This window comes from Nostoc sp. (assembly GCF_036917435.1).
In the GTDB taxonomy this organism is placed as follows: domain Bacteria; phylum Cyanobacteriota; class Cyanobacteriia; order Cyanobacteriales; family Nostocaceae; genus Nostoc.
The window spans coordinates 81,815-101,749 of the sequence record NZ_JBALDM010000013.1; the positions used below are offsets into that span (position 1 = coordinate 81,815).

Annotated in this window: 12 protein-coding genes; 4 read left to right on the forward strand and 8 right to left on the reverse strand. The window is 40.3% G+C overall.

From position 1 onward, the window contains the following. Positions 1 to 349: 349 nt before the first annotated feature. Positions 350 to 790, reverse strand: coding sequence for a hypothetical protein (locus V7K98_RS06030; RefSeq protein ID WP_335019913.1), 441 nt, complete (start codon positions 788 to 790; stop codon positions 350 to 352). A 560-nt stretch (positions 791 to 1,350) separates the two neighbouring features. Here V7K98_RS06030 and V7K98_RS06035 point away from each other — a divergent pair. The 3 genes from V7K98_RS06035 to dnaN all read left to right on the forward strand — a co-directional run bounded on the left by V7K98_RS06035 (position 1,351) and on the right by dnaN (position 3,083). Then, positions 1,351 to 1,626 (forward strand): hypothetical protein, encoded by a 276-nt coding sequence (locus V7K98_RS06035; protein ID WP_335019914.1) that lies wholly within the window; start codon positions 1,351 to 1,353, stop codon positions 1,624 to 1,626. After that, positions 1,623 to 1,757 (forward strand): hypothetical protein, encoded by a 135-nt coding sequence (locus V7K98_RS06040; RefSeq protein WP_335019915.1) that lies wholly within the window; start codon positions 1,623 to 1,625, stop codon positions 1,755 to 1,757. The genes V7K98_RS06035 and V7K98_RS06040 overlap by 4 nt, the downstream gene beginning before the upstream one ends. 162 nt (positions 1,758 to 1,919) lie before the next feature. Continuing rightward, positions 1,920 to 3,083, forward strand: coding sequence for a DNA polymerase III subunit beta (gene dnaN / locus V7K98_RS06045; protein WP_335019916.1), 1,164 nt, complete (start codon positions 1,920 to 1,922; stop codon positions 3,081 to 3,083). A 145-nt stretch (positions 3,084 to 3,228) separates the two neighbouring features. Here dnaN and V7K98_RS06050 read toward each other — a convergent pair whose 3' ends face one another. The 5 genes from V7K98_RS06050 to V7K98_RS06070 all read right to left on the reverse strand — a co-directional run bounded on the left by V7K98_RS06050 (position 3,229) and on the right by V7K98_RS06070 (position 11,211). Continuing rightward, the gene (locus tag V7K98_RS06050) at positions 3,229 to 3,738 is read right to left on the reverse strand and encodes a hypothetical protein (protein WP_335019917.1); all 510 of its coding nucleotides are present in this window, start codon (positions 3,736 to 3,738) and stop codon (positions 3,229 to 3,231) included. 318 nt (positions 3,739 to 4,056) lie between these two features. Next, entirely contained in the window at positions 4,057 to 7,368 is a 3,312-nt protein-coding gene (locus V7K98_RS06055; RefSeq protein ID WP_335019918.1) for a GAF domain-containing protein, read from the reverse strand. A 255-nt stretch (positions 7,369 to 7,623) separates the two neighbouring features. Further along, complete coding sequence (locus V7K98_RS06060) at positions 7,624 to 8,811, reverse strand: TRC40/GET3/ArsA family transport-energizing ATPase (RefSeq protein ID WP_335019919.1); 1,188 nt, start codon at positions 8,809 to 8,811, stop codon at positions 7,624 to 7,626. Positions 8,812 to 9,042: 231 nt separating this feature from the next. Further along, entirely contained in the window at positions 9,043 to 10,440 is a 1,398-nt protein-coding gene (locus tag V7K98_RS06065) for a cytochrome c biogenesis protein (protein WP_335019920.1), read from the reverse strand. A 30-nt stretch (positions 10,441 to 10,470) separates the two neighbouring features. Further along, complete coding sequence (locus V7K98_RS06070; protein WP_335019921.1) at positions 10,471 to 11,211, reverse strand: cytochrome c biogenesis protein CcdA; 741 nt, start codon at positions 11,209 to 11,211, stop codon at positions 10,471 to 10,473. A 513-nt stretch (positions 11,212 to 11,724) separates the two neighbouring features. On the opposite strand from V7K98_RS06070, the gene V7K98_RS06075 reads away from it, so the two are divergent. Next, the gene (locus V7K98_RS06075) at positions 11,725 to 17,082 is read left to right on the forward strand and encodes a trifunctional serine/threonine-protein kinase/ATP-binding protein/sensor histidine kinase (protein WP_335019922.1); all 5,358 of its coding nucleotides are present in this window, start codon (positions 11,725 to 11,727) and stop codon (positions 17,080 to 17,082) included. A 44-nt stretch (positions 17,083 to 17,126) separates the two neighbouring features. Here the strand turns inward: V7K98_RS06075 and V7K98_RS06080 are convergent, their stop codons facing one another. Continuing rightward, positions 17,127 to 18,134 (reverse strand): NAD-dependent epimerase/dehydratase family protein, encoded by a 1,008-nt coding sequence (locus tag V7K98_RS06080; RefSeq protein WP_335019923.1) that lies wholly within the window; start codon positions 18,132 to 18,134, stop codon positions 17,127 to 17,129. A gap of 624 nt (positions 18,135 to 18,758) precedes the next feature. Then, entirely contained in the window at positions 18,759 to 19,793 is a 1,035-nt protein-coding gene (locus V7K98_RS06085; RefSeq protein ID WP_335019924.1) for a methyltransferase, read from the reverse strand. Between the last annotated feature and the right edge of the window lie 142 nt (positions 19,794 to 19,935).

Here is a 19,935-nt window from a genome sequence, read left to right on the forward strand (position 1 = left end):
TGGAGCAATTTAGGCAGGGATCTATGAAGCAGGAATCGCGTGACTTTTAGTCATGCGAGGTTCAATTTCTGTCAGTTACAGACCTAACCCCCAGCCCCTTCCCTGCAAGGGAAGGGGAGTAAGATTCAGTATTCAAAGCTAGGAAAGAGGTCAAAGTCTATTGCATCCAAAGGAGAAGCGCTATATAAACCCTATTGGATCTTAATACTGTTCGGTTAAAGCAAGAGACGCGATAAATCGCCGTCTCTACCAAGGAATGATTATTGTAGAGACGGCGATTTATCGCGTCTTTGTGATTTAGAGTTTTCATCAAAAAACCTTAACCGAACCGTATTGTATTGGATCTTAACTAACTTACATTCGCAGCCGATACCCCATTTGTAGATCCATTTACAGAAGAAACCTTCACAGAATTGGTTGCTAAAGAATTGGTAAGTTTGGAATTGCTTGCTGTGACTTGCTTCTTCTTAATATTACCTCGTCGCGCACCGCCGGCCATTTCGTATTCCTGGCTGGTTTTACCGTAACGGCTGGCAACTCCTAATAACATTTTTTCTGACATTGTTATTACAATCTGTTCTGCCTTCTTCACATCATCTGTAAGTTTGTCAATGGAAGATAAAGCAGTGTTGTAGGCAGCAAGCTTAGATCGTAGATCGTTAATTGTTGCATTGTAAGTTTGTATAGTCAGTCCTTCCCCAAAGTCTAGTTCTAGACTGATAGATTGTAAACTTTCAATGCGGCGATCGGCTTTTTCTAAAACGTTAGAATTTCTTTTACGACGTGCCATAATTCATCTCTCCCTGTAAGTCAATAGTACTGTTTTATACAAAATCTCCTTTGCTGTCATCAGAAAATATAACAAAATCAGTTGCGTAGGCGTTGCCCATCATAGAGATCGCACCTATAAACATATAGTTAATTTTACTTAAATTATTTTGCAATTTAAGTAATAAATAAATTTATAATTTAGTTACGATAATTGCTGCAATAATTTAAGTTTTTCTTATGTATAAAGGCTTGATTGTTGCAAAGTATGAATGATTTGCAACAATTGCTTATATTTTTGCAACAAAAACTTAAGGGTTTATTATACATAGAGGATTAATTGTTGCAAAGTATGAATGATTTGCAGCAATTGCTTATATGTTGGCAAAAAATGCTTAAGCGTTTCTTATAAAATAAGCAACATTAGCTGCAATCGTTTAAATTTTTACAAGTCTGAAGCGTAAGAGCTTAGGCGTAGCCCGTCGTAGACATCGCCTTTGTCTACTCTCATAAAATAGAATCGTCTTTTGAAGCTTGTTAACGTAATAAATGAAGTCCTGTTGGTATTGAGGCAGATAATTTATGACAGCCAGAAAGCAGCTTATTCAGGAAATTGAGCAGGTTTCAGATTCTTTAGTAGAAGAAGTGCTAAATTTCTTGCTATTCATAAAAGGTAGACAGGATCAGAAAAATTCTACATCTGATGATGAAAAAAGCCAGCCAGCAGAGCAAAGCATTCTAGAGCGCATGGGAGGAGTACCTCAACATTTACTCTCTGTTGGTAATTTATCAGACCGAGACGTTCGCAGAGTAACTATTGCAGCGCGGATAAAGCAGAGCCACAAACAGGAATCATGACCTATTATCCTACGATTTTGGTAGATACAGGTTTGTTGGTTGCCTTTTACGACTCAGCAGATTCACATCACAATCGAGTGGTTGAGTTTTTTGCTGGATCTACCAGTCGATTGGTAACGATTAAGAAGTAAAAAGTAAAAATGCAATTGCCACACTAAATAAAGATTTTGATATTTATCGGCGCTATCGTAACCAACCGTTTACACAAGTTTTCTATCCTTAAGTAATTTTGCCAGCGATCGCCTATAAACAATAAGGATGTTACCATATCCTTCACTAGCTGCATCTGACTTATGAAATTAGTTTGCTCCCAAAGCGATCTCAGTACAAACCTCTCACTCGTAAGTCGTGTAGTACCTTCACGACCAACTCATCCAGTACTTGCCAATGTACTGTTACAAGCGGATGCTGAAACTAACCAAGTCAGCTTAACAGCCTTCGATCTCAGCTTGGGAATCCGCACCAGCTTTAACGCAGAGGTATGGCAAAGTGGTGCGATCGCACTTCCTGCTAAATTACTTGTAGATATCACCTCTCGTCTTCCAGAAGGCGAAATCACTCTCGATGATGAATCAGCCCTCACAGGTGCAACATCCAGTGGAGAAGGTATAATAGTTACACTCACACCCAAGAGTGGACATTATCAAGTCCGAGCAATGGGGCCGGAAGAATTTCCTGAACTACCTGTAATTGAAAATACCGAAGTAATCTATCTCACCACCGCCGCATTAATTGAGGGATTACGGGGTTCATTATTTGCTACGAGTGGTGATGAAACCAAGCAAGTACTGACGGGAGTCCATTTAACAGTTAAACAAGATACCCTAGAATTTGCAGCTACCGACGGACATCGCCTAGCAGTGGTAGAAACTAGTAACGAGCGTCCTCTAGAGGGAACTAGTCAACTAGAGGTGACAGTACCAGCTAAAGCATTACGCGAACTCCAACGAATGCTAGCTCATAGCGCTTCATCAGATGAACCTGTAGCTTTATATTTCGATCAAGGTCAAGTTGTGTTTGCATGGCAAAATCAACGTTTGACTAGTCGCACATTAGAAGGACAATATCCTGCTTATCGACAATTAATTCCCCGCCAATTTGAACGACAAGTGACAATTGAACGGCGACAATTCATCAGCACTTTAGAACGAATTGCGGTGCTAGCGGATCAAAAAAATAATATTGTCAAACTTAGTATTGATAGCGAAGCTCAAGAAATTACCTTATCTTGCGAAGCTCAAGATGTGGGCAGTGGTAGAGAGTCAATGCCGGCACAAATTTCTGGAGAAAATATTGAAATTGCTTTTAACATTAAATATTTGATGGAAGGTTTGAAAGAGTTACCATCTTCTGAAATTCAAATGCATCTGAATCAAAGCCTGACTCCAGTTATTTTTACACCATTGGGTGGTTTGAAAATGACCTATTTAGCTATGCCTGTGCAACTTAGAAGTTAAAAAAATGGTATAAAAGAACCCCTCCCCGCAAGCGGTGAGAGGAGACAAAGCATAGCTTTGACGGGGGTGGGGTTCTTCGGGTTTAATAAGCAATCAAGGAGGAAATTAGCTATAAGAAGCGAGGCTTTGCTCACCCATTGAGTCTCTATCTATGATGTTCAATATCGTAAATGGCACGCTTAGTTGCTTTGAGTGCAGCATCAATATGCTGAAGAGAGCGATGTTGTAAGCCACGTGTAGATCGATTATCTTCCTCACGCTTCACATCAGAATGCACTTTGTTCAATATTTCCTCTGCCTTGTGTAACCGTCCTGGATGATTATTGGGGACATCGATATTTGGATGATTGTTGATATCTTTGCCATCATCAAGAGATGCCTTCTTAATGTCGTTAATAGTGTAGTCTATCTGGTGAATAGCAACATCTTCCTGGCCACTAACAACAGCATCGCCTGGACGATGTTCCAGAAGCCACCGTGCAGTACGTAAATCAGTGAGCGCGTGCAGATAATAAGGATGCTTTCCTGGCAAGTCAGCATACGCAGATCCTGAAGTCATCAATAGACTGTTACCTAGAACTACTGTTACTAGTCCTGTGAAGATACTAATCGAACGAATTTGATGCTTAATCATATTTGTGAATGGGTAAATCAAAGAAGTCTACATTATTTAGACTTCCTGGTTTCATAAAAGGTTTAATTATATTTACGTCAATGCTGTGTAGTTAATATGTCAATCTTCTGTCTCCTGCCCTCTGCCTTTTTTTGTAAGGGATTTCCAATAAATAAATTGATTCCAAAAAACGAACCACAGAGACAGCGTATTGCAGGTAAATGAAGTACGCGGGTAGGGGCACAACATGTTGTGCCCCTACAATGATTTGTACCTCACCAAGTTGCAATTTGCTGTATATTTAATTACGCCTACCTATTTAACAAATTAGAAAGCAACACCCTCAGCAAGGTTTTATTTCTACGATTTGGTGATTTGTTGAATGGGGATTTCAATCCAAAATTCTGTACCTAACCCTGGCTGAGAATCACATTTAAACACACCACCATGTTTATCTACGACAATCTGATAACTAATTGATAACCCCAAGCCAGTGCCTTTTCCCACTGGTTTAGTAGTGAAAAAGGGGTCGCAGATTCTTGCCTTTAAGGTTTCGGGTATTCCTGTGCCATTGTCCGCAATGCGAATAACTACGCTTTTAATATTCCCTTCCATCTCTGCGATCGCAGTGTGGATGGTAATCTGATTGCTATGAGGTTCTGATGTAGACACTTTATAATCTTCTAGAGCATCGATCGCATTGCTTAAAACATTCATAAATACCTGATTCAGTGGCCCAGCATAGCACTCTACTAAGGGAAGCTGACTGTATTCTTTGACTAATTTAATCGCCGGACTTTCCGGTTTTGCTTTCAAGCGATGCTGCAAAATTAGTAAGGTGCTATCAATGCCCTCATGAATATCAACCGGTTTCATTTCTGCCTCATCAAGGCGGGAGAAATTTCGTAAACCCAAGACTATCTGCCGGATGCGATCGATGCCAATTTTCATGGAAGATAGAGTTTTGGGCAAATCCTCGATGAGAAATTCTAAGTCTATCTCAAAAGCGCGATCGCGAATCTCAGGGCTAGGGTTAGGGGTATTATGCAAATAGAGGTCTAGTATACCAAGTAAATCTTGGGCGTAATCGTTGACATGATTGATGTTGCCATAAATGAAGTTGACGGGATTATTAATTTCGTGAGCAATACCAGCTACGAGTTGACCTAATGAGGACATTTTCTCAGTTTGGATCAGTTGGGTTTGAGTTTGCTGTAAATCATGCAAAGCTTGAGTCAGCTTTTGAGTCTGTTCTTTGGTTTGATTATGTAATTGGGCTTGTTGGAGTGCAACCCCAAGCTGATTAGCAATTTGAGTGATAAACTTAATTTCTGCGGCTTCCCAATGGCGGGGTGCAGAATTCTGATAAGCTGCTAGTAAACCCCATAGCTGTTGCCCAATAAATATGGGTGCGATCGCATAAGCCCTTGCTTGAATTTGCTCTAGAACTGCAACGTGACATTGAGAATGTCCAACTTGATAAATATCATCAACTGCAAAGGTTTCGTTATGACAATACCGCCCACCTTGGGTTTCCTGCAAATAGCTATCTTGCCAAACTGTCTTAGTGTCAGAACCTACTAGCTTTAACCAGCCATCACCTACAAACTCGGCAATATATTCACCACTCCAATCAGCCTGGAAACGGTAAACTGCAACTCGATCGGCTTGGAGTGATTTACAGATTTCTTGGGTGGTTGTCTGAAAAATTGCATCTAGATCGAGAGATTCCCTAACTTTTGCCACAACTTCAAACAATACCCGTTGTTGTTCTGCTGCTTGTTGCAAATCTAACGTCTGTTCTCGTGTCTGAGTAAGTAATTCAGCTTGCTGGAGTGCTACTCCCATTTGGGCAGCAATCTGACTGAGAAAGTTGACTTCAGAGGCTTTCCATTGTCGGGGGCCAGTGTGTTGATAAGTTGCCAGCAAACCCCAAAGTTTTTGCCCAACAAAGATCGGCGCAAGCACAAAAGCATGAATTTGAAACTGCTCTAGATTGTCGATATGACACTGAGCAAATCCCATCTTGTAGATGTCATCGACTGCAAATGTTTCATTGTTGCGGTAGCGTCCTCCCTCTGTATCTTGTAAGTAGGTGTCATTCCAAACCGTATTAATTCCTAATTCAGACTCATTCGACCAGTATGGACTAGAAGCCTCGAAATCACCGACAAATTCACCACCCCAATTAGAATCGAAACGATAAACGGAAACGCGATCGGCTTTAATTAATTGACAAACTTCTTTAGTTGTGGTTTGAAAAATAGTATCTGTGTCCAGAGATTCTCGAATCTCGGCAATAACTCTAAACACAGCCTGTTCTTGTTCAGATGTGCGTTGTAACTCAACTGTGCGTCTTTTAACTTGTTTTTCTAAGTTTTCATTGAAGACTTGTACTTGTTGCTGTAGTTCATATTGCTGAACTGCGGAAGCAAAGTGTTTACCGAGGTTTCTAGCCAGTTCAATTTCTTCAACCGTCCATTTTTGAGCTTGTGCTTTTTTAGATTCGCGCCAAACCTCAAAGGATCGCCGGGGGTACAGTTGTCTGCGATCGCTCTCATACTGCCCCGCCCAGAGAGTCTCTGTATCTACTTCGTTGCGGAAAATACTTAAGTAGCCCAGCAAGTGCTGACGATACAGGAGTGGAATTATCAATATGCTACGAATTTTAGTTGGTTGAAAAGCAACTTGTAAACTTCGCAAGTCAGGGGTATTGTATATATCTGAAATCGCCCAAACATCGTAGTTACTAGACTTATAGTGTTCTTGCCAGATACTATACTGCTCTATGAGTGGATATATAGTTTGTTCTGGCATCACAGGTTGCTGTCCACAGATATAAAGCTTGATACAAGTATTTCCTGGTATTAAGCATTCTGTTAAGGTAGTGACGTTGCCATTATGGAAATCAAAAGCTTCATTTCTAATGCAAAGCCTGCCACCAATACCATTAAAGGCAGCAACAGCCGTTTCTAGGGCTGGTTGTAATACAATTGTGGGTAGTGAATGCAACAGAGTAGCGATGCGATTTATAATAGTTTCCCGTTCGGCTGTTTTGCGGACTTGAGTTAGAAGAGAACTTTGAGCGATCGCTACTGATAGTTGATCTACCACCATTTGTAGTGCTTCTAGTTCATATTCTGAAATCAAACGCGCTTGGGAATTATGAGACACCAGTAGCCCCCAGAGTTGGTCTTGATAGAGAATCGGCGCTATGACAGAAGACTTTACCCCCATTGCCTTCAAATATTCAATATGGCAAGAGTCTACAGAGCGGTAACGGATTTCCTCTGATATAGTTTCTCCATTGTCCAAGTCACGCAGGTGAATTTGACCAATTTCTTGAGTATCAACATTTACAACAGAACGCACCCGTGATTTAATAAATAGCTCACGGGCGCTGAGTGGAATATCATCCGCCGGGAAATTCAGCCCCAATAATGATGGCAAACTATTGTTGTAAATTGACTCAGCAATGACCTGTCCACTGCCATCGGCATGAAATTTGTAAATCATCACTCGGTCAGTTTGTAGTAGCGATCGCACTTCTGCCGTTGTTGCTGTGATAATTTCTTCTAACTCTAAGCTTCGTCGGATACGGTTTGTAATCCGGCGTAGTAAACTTTCTTCATGGCGATATAAAGATAAATCTTGTTCAGGGTTGGAGGTCATTGCTTATAGCAAAATCAATTAATAATTTGCAAAATGGCATAATTAAATCTAAAGCCATTTTGAAATTTATTTAATCAATTTGTCTTCAGTAAAACTACGGGCAAATCATTAATGAAAATATTTATTTACCTTTGATAAATATTCATCAAAATATCACAAAAACAGACGCTAAAAAGTTGCGTCTGTAGTAGCTACAAGAAAATATTCTTGCTTTTTAGTTTTGAGCTATTCTCGAAAATTCTCTTAGCAACAAACTTAAACTCTTATATTGTCACTAAAGCGGATTTTCAGATAATCATCTTCCATCTTTGCCCCTCCTGGTTGTAGTGCTGCTAAGGCTTGTGGTAAAACTAAGTTACGACGATGGTTGCCGATCGTAATGTTTAATTCGTCTCCATTCTTACTAAGTTGAACTTGGCTTTTCGGAATACCAGGTAAATAAATTTCTAGGCTGTATTGGTTTTGCTCTTGTACGACCCTCATGGTCGTTTCTTTATAATAAACCTGAGTTGGATCTTCATCTTTATAAAGAGTTTCCTTCAGGCGTTCTAATGCAGCTAATCCACACATTTCTTCAGAAAAAAGTGGAACTTCCTTAACAGGTAGAGGGTGGAAATTATCATGAATTTCCTGGCGATATTGCTCCTGACTTTCTTTCCAACGTTTGAAAAATGGATCTTCGACTTCGCGGGGAATAATTCGATTAGCTACAACTAAATCTGTTGCAACATTATACAAACTCAGATAAGCATGGGCACGCAGAGACTCTTTAATCACCATCTTTTCGGGATTAGTAACTAGACGGACTGAGGTTTGAGTATTGTCTGTTAATACTTTTTCCAGAGCCTCTATTTGTTCATAAAACTCATAAGGTGCATCCATCACCTCTTTATCTGGTAGCGAAAAACCGGCAATTGGTCTAAAAAAAGGTTCAACTAGAGGGCGAAGTGCTACCGAGATGTTTTGAAATGGTTTGTAAAAACGGCGCATATACCAGCCACCGACTTCAGGTAGACTCAGTAAGCGCAATGCAGTGCCGGTGGGGGCTGAGTCGATAATTAAAACATCAAACTCGCCTTCATCGTAATGGCGTTTCATCCTTACCAAGCCAAAAATCTCATCCATGCCTGGTAAAATCGCCAATTCTTCCGCCTGTACCCCATCTAAACCCCTCGCCTGTAAAACTTGGGTAATGTAACGTTTTACAGCACCCCAGTTTCCCTCTAGTTCTTGCAGCGCATCCAATTCTGCGCCCCAGAGATTTGGGCGAATTTTTTGGGGTGCGTGTCCCAGTTCTATATCAAAACTGTCTGCTAGGGAATGAGCCGGATCTGTACTTAAAACCAATGTCTGATAGCCTAGTTCCGCACAACGGAGTCCAGTTGCAGCAGCAACGGAAGTTTTGCCCACGCCGCCCTTACCAGTCATTAAAATTACACGCATAGATGCTTTTATCCTGCCTGAGAATTTTTTACATTTATTTACATTATCGACTGTTTAAGGAAAATAAAGGTTGTGTTTAGGCATGAACAGTGTCTATTTAAGGAATGAGATACATTTTATGTCCCTCGCTTACCTCACCCTCAATCCCTCTCCTTATAAAGGAGAGGGAAGCTAGAGATAGGATGAAGTTTTGAATTTTATTTAATCCACGTTCCTAAGTTAACTTTGCATTTAAACTTCAATGGCCGTCTCTTTCTCTTCACCTTTTGGCTGTGAACTCAGCCGATCTAAAATCTCTAAAACCTCTTGTTCAAAAGCAACTTGGGCGCGGTTAGTTTTGCCACCAACATATAAGCGATCGCCTTTTTGCAATGCCCAGATTTGTGAATGAGAAAAGTAACTCATCACCACACCCAGCATTAGCAATCCAAACCCTGAGTAAACAATTGGTATGCCTGGATCGGCTTTAATTTGTAAGCCAGTGCTGCCAACGACATCCAAAATTTTCAGCTTCACGCCATTGACTTCGGTGGACATCCCAGTGCGGACAGTATCAACGAGTTTGCCTGTGACATCATAAATTAATACCATCCCTTGCAAGTCTTTGGCTAGCAAAGAAACACCCTCACTCAAATCTGGTTTAGTCGGAACCCACGTTCCCCAAATCCGCCCGTTACCTTTAGTGTCCAATTGCGCCATTGGTAGTTGAAAAATGGGGCTGTTGTTAAATTGGACGCGAACACCTGAAATTCCCCAATCAGTTTGGTAGAAAGTTATGCCACGATAGCGCAGAGGCTCGTTGACAAAAATCTTCTTGCGATCGATTTCCTCTCCCTGCTTATTTAAGACAGACATATCGGAATAAAATTGATCGATGCCACCAGATGGAGTGTAGTCAATCCAAAAACGATTGACGCGCACAGACCAATCTTTCGAGACTTTGGCGGCTAAAGGGCCAGCATCTACAATATTTGTCACTTGAAATGTATCGCCACTAGCAACCATTTCCTGTGCCATAAATCCAGTCATCGTTCCCCAAATTCCCCCTATCAGAATAGCTACGATGCCAATATGAACGATAATTGGGCCGATGCGTCCGACTATTCCCTTGCGGGCGTAGAGGATATTTTCTTTTTCTGAATCTGGAAAAATTTTATAGCGGCGTTTCTGTAATATTTCGCTAAGAGAATCCAGAGAACCATTATCTAGTTCTGCACTTAAAGCTAATTTTTGAAATTGCCGTGGTTCTTCGTAATATTTCCAGCGCTGGGCAGCTTTTAAGGCTGGTAACTGCCGGGTAAAGGAACAAGCAGTTAAGCTAGTGCCAAATAAGATGAGTAATGCCAGAAACCACCAGGTACGATATACATGGTCAAACCCAACTACCTGAATTACCTTCCAAGTTAGGAAACCAAATAAAGCGGGATGTTCTGGGTAGTTGCTCTGGTAAAATGCGGGTGACTGATCTTGCTCAATTACAGTACCAGTGGAGCTGAAGATTGCAATCAATAGCAGTAGTGCGATCGCTAATCGTAAGTCTGTCAGTACGGGCAAAAGCTCTTGGCGTAAGAACTGCCCAGGTATTGCCCACCATTTTAATTCTTTGGATGCGGAATCTTCTATAGTCATTAGGTGTAAAATCTAACAAAGGTATTGATATTAAAAACTACCGAGGGGAATCCGAGAAATTAAGGAAAACACACCGAATCCTACTAACAGCGCCCCACTCACTGGGTTAATCCAACCAGACCAGCGACGCAATTCTAGTAATTTTTTAATTGAAGCTGTAAAAGTACCCGCTAAAATTAATGGTGCTACATAACCGGCTGTGTAAGAAAGTAGCAAAATAGCACCTAAGCTTAAGTCTTTTGTACTGGCAATCCAGCCTAACAAACTAGCTAAAACAGGCGTGCTACAAGGAGATGCGACTAAACCGAAAGTCAGCCCCAGCAAATAAGAACGCAATCCTGTCGGTAAATCTTGCGAAATCCAATTGGTTTCGCCCAAGGATGGAAATTGCAGAGGTAGTGCTTCTAATAAGTTCAGCCCCATAAGAATGGCGATAATGCTGACAATAATTGGTAAACCAATTCCCACTTGACCGTAGACTTTGCCCACAAAAGCTGCTATAATTCCCATCCCTGCTAATGTAGTTGCTAATCCTAAAGCAAACCAAGTTGATTGGGCAGCTGCTTGCAAGCGATTTTTGGCTTCATAACCACCGATGTAACCAATGGTAATTGGCAGCATCGAAAGCATACAAGGTGTAAGACTGGTGAGCAAGCCAGCTGCAAATATGATACCAACGCTTACCACGCTCAGGTGTGTCAGTTGGTTAGAAACAAGGCTGTTGGCAAATTGTTCTAGTTGATAAATTTGGGTTTGCAGATTATCAAGCATGGGGAGTTTCTGAGGGTGGAAATGCTTACTCTGCTTGAATTTTAGCTTATTTTTAGATGTAGAGTCAGTAGAAGTGATTATCTGCACCCGATCTCATCTAAATTTCATCTGCCCAAGGTAATGTATCTAAAATACAAGTAAGCTCAAATTATCTCGGAAAAAGCACGGCTGGAGCATTTAGCATGATGATTGCATTACCCGGATTTAAAATGTCACTTTGTTAAAAACAGGGGTAAAAGCAGTCATATACCGTGGAATCAAGCTTAAGGAACAGTGTCCGGTAATTATTAAAGGGTTGCCTCCAGAACAGTAGACTTGTCCGAAAACTCCAAAGCCAAAGTGTTCAAAGCTTTGAGACAAAACTTTGATATTTTTGCGAAAACGCAGTTATGAGGGTTTGAGATAGTTAGTTTGAACAAAGGCACTCATTTCCGAGACAAATTAGTTGTTCAAAAATCAAATAGGAGTCCTATATGGGAATACTAAATCCAGAAATCGTCAGGATTTAGCAGCATGGTTGGCAATCTAATTAGTATTCCCGGATATCACATAACTGAAGAACTCTACAATGGTTCCAGAACCCTTGTTTATCGAGGGTATCAAGAAACCGACTCCTTAAGAGTAGTCATCAAGCTGCTAAAAAATCCTTATCCCAGCTTTAGCGAACTCGTACAATTTCGCAATCAATACACCATTGCCAAAAATCTCAACTTAAGAGGAATCATCCACACCTATAGCCTAGAACCGTACCAAAATGGTTATATCTTGGTGATGGAAGACTTTGGGGGAATTTCCCTCAAGGATTATTTTGCCAACAATAATAATGTCGCGTCTCTAGATGAATTTTTACAAATAGCCATATCTCTATGTGACATCTTAGATATTCTTTACCGTCAGAGAATTATTCATAAAGATATTAAACCCAGCAATATTTTAATTAACCCCGAAACCAAACAAGTAAAGGTAATTGACTTTAGTATTGCCTCTTTGTTACCACGAGAAATCCAAACGCTCATCAGCCCTAATGTATTAGAAGGTACACTTGCTTACATTTCTCCAGAACAAACAGGAAGGATGAATCGGGGAATTGATTACCGGACTGACTTTTATTCTTTGGGTGTAACTTTTTACGAATTGCTCACAGGAAAGTTGCCCTTTGAGTCAAATGAACCGATGGAATTGGTGCATTGTCATATTGCGAAACAAGTACCAGCGTTAGTTGACAGCAAAGAAATTCCCCAAGTTATTTCTGATATCGTCATCAAATTGATGGCAAAAAATGCCGAAGATAGATATCAAAGTGCTTTAGGTTTAAAGCACGATTTAGAAAAATGTTTGTATCACATCAAAGAAAGTGGTGTAATTGAAAGTTTTGAGATTGGTAAGCGGGATATTTGTGACAGCTTTATTATCCCTGATAAACTTTATGGACGAGAAACCGAAGTAGAAAACCTGTTCCAAGCATTTGAACGCATCAGTACAGGGACAACCGAAATGATGTTGGTAGCTGGTTTTTCGGGTATTGGCAAAACAGCAGTTGTTAACGAAGTTCATAAACCCATTGTTAGACAACGTGGTTATTTTATCAAAGGAAAATTTGACCAATTTAATAGAAATATTCCCTTTTCTGCATTTGTGCAAGCATTCCGGGATTTAATGGGGCAATTATTAACAGAAAGTGATGCCCAAATTCAACAATGGAAAACCAAAATTTTAGAGGCTCTAGGTGAGAACGGACAGGTAATTGTTGAAGTTATTCCCGAATTAGAAATAATTATTGGTACTCAAGCACCAGCACAGGAATTATCAGGAACTGCGGCACAAAATAGATTTAATTTATTATTCCAGAAATTCACCCAAGTCTTGACTAGTAAAGAACATCCATTAGTGATTTTTTTAGATGATTTGCAATGGGCTGATTGGGCATCGCTGAAATTAATTCAGCTATTAATGGCTGATACAGCATATCTTTTCTTAATTGGTGCATACCGTGATAACGAAGTCAATCCAACCCATCCGTTAATGTTGACTTTGAGTGAAATTCAAAAAACGGCAGCAACTATTAATACTATTACTTTAGCTCCATTGAATCAAGGTAAGGTGAATGAATTAGTTGCTGAGACACTTAAGTGTACAGAAACTTTGGCATTACCTCTTTCTCAATTGGTAGATCGTAAAACTCAAGGTAATCCTTTTTTTGCTACACAATTTCTCAAAGCATTGCATCAAGATGGACTAATTAAATTTGACTTTAATTTAGGCTGTTGGCAATGTGATATTGCAGCAGTGATTCAGGGAGTGTTCACTTCGGATGTGGTTGAATTTATGGCATTGCAGTTACAAAAACTGCCAAAGTCAACACAAGAGGTTTTAAAGTTAGCTGCGTGTATTGGTAATCAATTTGATTTACAAACATTGGCGATTGTTTGCGAATTATCTGAGGTAGAAACGGCTACTGATTTATGGGCTGCTTTGCAGTCAGATTTGATTTTACCCCAAAGTGAGGTTTATAAGTTTTATCAAGATAGTTATGAATATAGTCAAATTAGCGATCGCCAGACAGCTAAGTATAAATTCTTGCACGATCGCGTCCAACAAGCTACTTATTCTTTGATTCCTCAAGATCAGAAGCAATCTACTCATTATCGTATTGGCAACTTACTCCTAGAGAATCTCTCAGAGGTCGATAGGGAAGATCAGCTTTTTGAAATTGTTCATCACCTGAACATCGGCAGTTCATTAATTGTTAGCCCCTCGAAACGTGAAGAACTTGCCCAGTTAAACTTGGCGGCAGGAAATAAAGCCAGAATTTCTACTGCTTATGAAGCTGCTTCTAACTACTTTGTTGCTGGTATTGATTTATTAGCAACAGACCATTGGGAAAAGCAGTATCAGCTATCCCTAAAATTGTTTCTGGAAAGAGCAGAAGTTGAAACCCTTACAGGTCATTTTGAGTTGGCATCTAGTTTAATCGAAACAGTTCTCGATCAAACGGATATTTTACTCGATAAATGTGCAGCTTATGAGCTAAAAATGCGAATAAATACTGCCTCTGGACAACCCCAAACCTCTATCGAGACTGCTTTGGTGGCTCTGAACTTATTAGGGATTCCATTGGAATCTGAACCTCCTAGCAGCGTTGATTTTGAGCAACTACTAAACCTCCCAGAGATGAGTCATCCCGAAAAGCTCAAAGCTATGGAAATTCTCATGTCGGTTATTGGTGCTGCGTATGTTGCCCAGCCAGAACTCATGTTGCCAGTAACCCTAACCATGCTCAAATTATGCACTCAGCATGGAAATTCACCAATTGCTGCGTTCACCTATGCTTTTTATGGTGTCTTACTCTGTGGGTTTATGGGCGATATTGAATTGGGTTATCAATTTGGTCAACTTTCGCTCAAAATTCTTGAAAAATACGATGCTCTTTTCTTGAAAAGCAAGGTATATGCTCTCTTCTATTCGATGATATGTCCCTGGAAAGAACCTCTTTCTGCAACGATTGATGGCTTGCTAGAGTCCATTCAAAGCGGTTTAGACACAGGGGATATAGAATATGCTATGTACAGCTTAAAAGATTACTGCCATTATTATTTACTAACAGGTGCATTTCTTGATGATGCTAATGCAAGATACGAAAAATATCTGGCATTAAGCCGCAAGATTGAGTATATACATGACGATCTTGCGATCTGGCAGCAGATAGGAATCAACCTGAAAAATTCCCACATTGGAGATGTACAGATTACCCTTGAAAATCTCAATGAGGCAGATACTTTCCATAGCTTGAAAAAGAAGCAATATAATATACCTTTGTTTAGTGCTTACTTTGCTAAGTGCCAACTAAATTACTTCAAGGGTGACTATGCAAAAGCCATTGAAAATGCAAATAAGGCTAGCACTTACCTTGACTTTGTTGTTGGCAAAATCTATCCTACGGTGCATAATTTCTATCAGTCGCTGGCACTATTGGGGCAAGCCCCAACATTAGAATCAGAGGAACGCTCAGGATATCTCGATCTAGTCAGGAAAAATCAAAGTCAATTACAAACCTGGGCTAATCATGCCCCAATGAATATCCTCCACAAATTTTATCTAGTCAAAGCTGAAATTTGTCGAGTTTTGGGAGACAAAAGCGAAGCCATCGAATACTACGATCGCGCGATCGCTCTCGCCAAGGAAAACGGCTATATCCAAGAAGAAGCCTTAGCCAATGAACTTGCGGCTAAATTTTACCTAGATTGGGGTAAACAGAAAGTCGCCACTAGCTATATGCACGAAGCTTACTACTGCTACGCTCGCTGGGGTGCAAAAGCCAAAATTACCCATTTAGAACAACAATACCCCCAACTACTAGCGGCGATTCTCCCATCCTCTTCCCTTCCCATCACCCATGAGGAAACCATCGCCCCAACCTTGATCAGGAGTTTGACTAACGTCAATAGCAGCCAGAATTTATGGTTAGATGTTCCTTCGGTAATCAAAGCAGCACAAGCTATCTCACAAGAAATTGAGTTAGAAAAACTGTTAGCAACTTTGATACAGATGGCGATCGTTTCGGCGGGAGCGCAAATCGGTCGTTTAATTCTCCGCCAAGACGAACAATGGTTAGTAGTTGCTCAAGCCGATTCAGAGCAAACACACAGGTTAGAAATCCTCCTCGAACAATGTCAGGAAATTCCCCAAAGTGTTATTTACACGGTAGCGCGGACACAAGAGACGACTGTGTTTGAAAACTTGAGCGATTCAGCACAATTTGCAGGCGATCGCTATATTACCACCCACCAACCCAAATCCGTGTTATGTACTCCCATTAGCCAGCAAGGAAAATTAATTGGCATCCTGTACTTAGAAAATAATCTCACCACAGGAGCATTTACGAGCGATCGCCTGCAAGTCATTCAACTCCTCACCGCCCAAGCAGCTATTTCCTTGGAAAATGCCAAGTTGTATTGCCAATTAGAGGAATATTCCCATAGTTTGGAGCAAAAAGTCTCCAAACGCACCCAAGAGCTAACACAAAAAGCAACGCAGCTAGAATCAACTTTACAGGAACTGCAACACACTCAAGCTCAACTAATTCAAGCGGAAAAAATGTCCGGTTTGGGACAATTAGTTGCTGGTATTGCCCACGAAATTAATAATCCGATTAATTTCATCTATGCCAACATAAAACCAGCGAGCGAATACGTTACATCCTTAATTGAACTAAATTATTTATACCAGAAAAACTACCCACAACCAATACCAGAAATTGAAGAAAAAATTGCTGAGGTGGAACTAGATTTTTTGGTGAATGATTTACAAAAACTGTTTAAATCGATGCAAATAGGAGCAGACCGCATCTGCGAAATTGTTTTATCACTGCGTAATTTTTCCCGTTTAGATGAAGCCAAAATCAAACCAGTAGATATTCACGAAGGTATTGATAGCACACTGTTAATTTTACAGCATCGGCTCAAAAATACTAGCAGAAACCCAGATATCTCACTCATTAAAGAATACAGCGAAATACCTTTAGTTAATTGTTATCCATCCGCTTTAAATCAGGTATTCATGAATGTTCTCAGTAATGCTATTGATGCCCTAAGAGAATTAGATGTAAATCACAAACCAACTATTACAATTCGTACTCAAATACAAGAAAAGAAATATGTTTCAATCCAGATTATCGACAACGGGATGGGGATGAGCGAATCAGTACGAAATAAGATATTTGAACCATTCTTTACTACGAAGCCTGTAGGCAGTGGCACAGGTTTAGGATTGTCAATTAGCTATTCGATTGTAGTAGAACAACATGGAGGTCACTTAAACTGTATTTCGGCTCCAGGCAAGGGTACAGAATTTGTCATTCAAATACCAATATAAATTGATTCCCATATCTGGAAATAGGGGTAAAGTACCCAGGCTATCTAATTGTGTCCCGCCTTAAGTTGATCCCCGTACTCATTTCTAATCATTAGCAACCCATCTCTTAAGGAAATTTTTGGTTCCCATCCTAATATCTGTTTCATCTTGTTATTACTAGCGCACTGAGTGACAATCTCTAAATATTTTACTCCTTCTTCAACTTCGATATATTTCTCACTTGGCTTGAAGATACTAATGATACTCTCTAGGACATCTCTTACCCTATATTCTTTGCCACTGCTAATATTAAAGATTTCACCAATAATATTTGGCTTCTGCTCTAATAAGGCTTTAGCTACCACAATAATACCTTCAACAACATCAGAGATATGAATAAAATCTCGCGTATATTCCTGACCGCCCTTTGTCAAACGTAATTCAGGAGTAAGACCATTTTGTAATCTTTGTATAGTACGTGGTACCAGACGTGAACTATTTTTGTCTAGACCACCGTAGATGTTAGCAAAACGCACGATCGCTAATGGTATTTTATAAGTCAGATAATATGATTGCGCTATCAAATCTGCACAGATTTTAGAGGTTTCATATATGTTTTTCGCCACCAAAGGTTCATCTTCAAGATAGGGTTTTATTTGGGTTGCATCCCGTCCATAGACCTTATCTGTTGTACTTAAAATCATAGAACATGAGTAAGTACTTTTTCGTATAGCTTCTAATAGAATATAGACTGCACGGATATTGTATTCACAAGTTTCAGAAGGGTTCTCAAAACACCATCCTTCAACTGCAACACCTGCCAGATGGATTACCAGATCAATCTGGCTTGTTAAAATTTTCTGAACCACCTCGTTATCAGGAATTTCTAAAGAGCTAGTAATAAATTCATCATACCAATGATGATTAGGAGCTTTTACATCCGTTGCTATCAAATAAATATGAGGATAATCTGCTTTGATTTTTTTACATAATTCTGAACCTACGTATCCACTAGCTCCAGTTACGAGCCACACTTTATTGCTTAAGATGTCTTTTATCTGATCTGAAAACATATAAAACCCAATATTTTTCTGATGTAGATTTTGTTTGCTTATGCAGCATTTAGATTGAGAAGTAAAAGCCTAATCAGCTTTTTCCTAACTCCAGAAACAATGGGCGAACCGGGAGTTAACCGTCTCGGCTATCAGTGAATGGTGAGTGATGAAGGTATTTTGGTAAAGTACTTTGCCATCGGACTGATGGGTGAGCGTTAGTTTGCACCAAAAGACTCGCAAGGCTTTTTGGGTGTCTTTCAAGGGAATCAGATTGATGTAGCGATAGCGTTCAAGAAAGTAGGAGGCAGAGGGCAGCTATGCTGAAGGAGCCAATTGGAAGGGGATTAGATTGTGACCCCTCCCAATTGGAAGCCACCAAATCAAAGATATGTCCGGTTCTTTATACCCTTACTCTTTTGGATCGTGGGCTTCAGCGCTGGAATCATTCCTTCTGCCTCCTGCCCTCTGCCTTTTTTGGTAAATCTATGAATGGAGCGCTTACTTGTGCCATTGGCTGATTTCTAAGGTCTTGCTTCTAGCCGCACGAGGTAGTCCAAGCAGTCAACATGCTACAGCAGGCTCTATGCCTAAAAGCTCTTCGGAGCAAAACAGTGGTTGTTTGAAAATTGATGTCGCCTTTCTCTAGGGTTTTCTACCACTGACGAGAGAATAGTAACCGGAGGTTGGAGTGACCAATATATCTTCAAATCCACATTCTGTCAGCAGTTGATGAAGCTCATGAGCTGTGAATTGCTTGCCCTCAGCCATCCAAACCATGCACATCGAAAATGAAGTTGCAACTAGAGGACTATCTTTAGTGTCTGACAGCAATATTTCATGAAGGTAGATATGACCTCCTTTCGGTAATGCTTCAAAGCTACTACGTGTCAAGTGGAGACATTTTTCTCGCCCCCAGTCATGAAAGATATTACTGAATAAAATTGCATCGTAACCTTTAGGAAAGGGGTCTTTAAAGAAATCTGCTTCTAAAGTATCTATTTGTTCTTGGAGTCTAGCAGCAGAAATGTATTCTTCTGCTATCCTACAAACTACTGGCAGTTCTAAGACAGTGCAACGTATTTCTGGATAATGTTGAGCCAAGGCAAAACTAAAAGCACCAGAGCCACCACCCACATCAAGAAGACGTTTGACATCTGCAAAGTCTCCTGTTTTAGCAGCACATAAGGCGGGAGAGATTGTCTGGCTGTGCATGTGTCTGGTAAAGGCTTTGGCTTGTTCTGGGTCTATCTCGTGAGCTTCCCAAATATCTTGATCTTTGTAGATGGTAGACTTATCGTTCTGTAATGCCTCTAGCAGAGATGAGTGAGATAGTGGATTAGTTCGCATTAAATGCAATATTCCACCCCAGTAGTAAGGGCTATTGGGAAGGAGGAAATTTCGCGACACATCAGTGATGTAAAACGTTCCTGAATGCTGAACAAGATAACCCAGTGATGTCATGACTCCCAAGAGTGCTTCAGTAGAACGGTTTCCTAAACAAAGGATTTTAGCTACTTCAGCAGCCGTTGCCGGAGACTTTTCTAGTAGAGAAAATAGCCCCAGTTCATCTGCAACAGTAAGGGTAGGAAAATGGAACATGGACATCCATGTATCCCATAGTAATCGGTCATCACAAGTTGCTGAAGGGAAATTTACTTGTTGAATATATGGTGACATACGCAGCAGTCTAAGTAGGTGGGCTGCATCAGTGATAGGTTGTTGAAGAGAAAGACTAAGGGAACTGGATACAAAAAATCATCCCATAGAGGGTATCTGCCGAGATAACGGGAAAATGGGACACGTTATCAAGTTATGTTAC

Coding starts and splice junctions, on each gene's coding strand:
- V7K98_RS06030 (WP_335019913.1), bottom strand. CDS start 790: ATGGCACGTCGTAAAAGAAATTCTAACGTTTTAGAAAAAGCCGATCGC.
- V7K98_RS06035 (WP_335019914.1), top strand. CDS start 1,351: ATGACAGCCAGAAAGCAGCTTATTCAGGAAATTGAGCAGGTTTCAGAT.
- V7K98_RS06040 (WP_335019915.1), top strand. CDS start 1,623: ATGACCTATTATCCTACGATTTTGGTAGATACAGGTTTGTTGGTTGCC.
- dnaN (WP_335019916.1), top strand. CDS start 1,920: ATGAAATTAGTTTGCTCCCAAAGCGATCTCAGTACAAACCTCTCACTC.
- V7K98_RS06055 (WP_335019918.1), bottom strand. CDS start 7,368: ATGACCTCCAACCCTGAACAAGATTTATCTTTATATCGCCATGAAGAA.
- V7K98_RS06060 (WP_335019919.1), bottom strand. CDS start 8,811: ATGCGTGTAATTTTAATGACTGGTAAGGGCGGCGTGGGCAAAACTTCC.
- V7K98_RS06065 (WP_335019920.1), bottom strand. CDS start 10,440: ATGACTATAGAAGATTCCGCATCCAAAGAATTAAAATGGTGGGCAATA.
- V7K98_RS06070 (WP_335019921.1), bottom strand. CDS start 11,211: ATGCTTGATAATCTGCAAACCCAAATTTATCAACTAGAACAATTTGCC.
- V7K98_RS06075 (WP_335019922.1), top strand. CDS start 11,725: ATGGTTGGCAATCTAATTAGTATTCCCGGATATCACATAACTGAAGAA.
- V7K98_RS06080 (WP_335019923.1), bottom strand. CDS start 18,134: ATGTTTTCAGATCAGATAAAAGACATCTTAAGCAATAAAGTGTGGCTC.
- V7K98_RS06085 (WP_335019924.1), bottom strand. CDS start 19,793: ATGTCACCATATATTCAACAAGTAAATTTCCCTTCAGCAACTTGTGAT.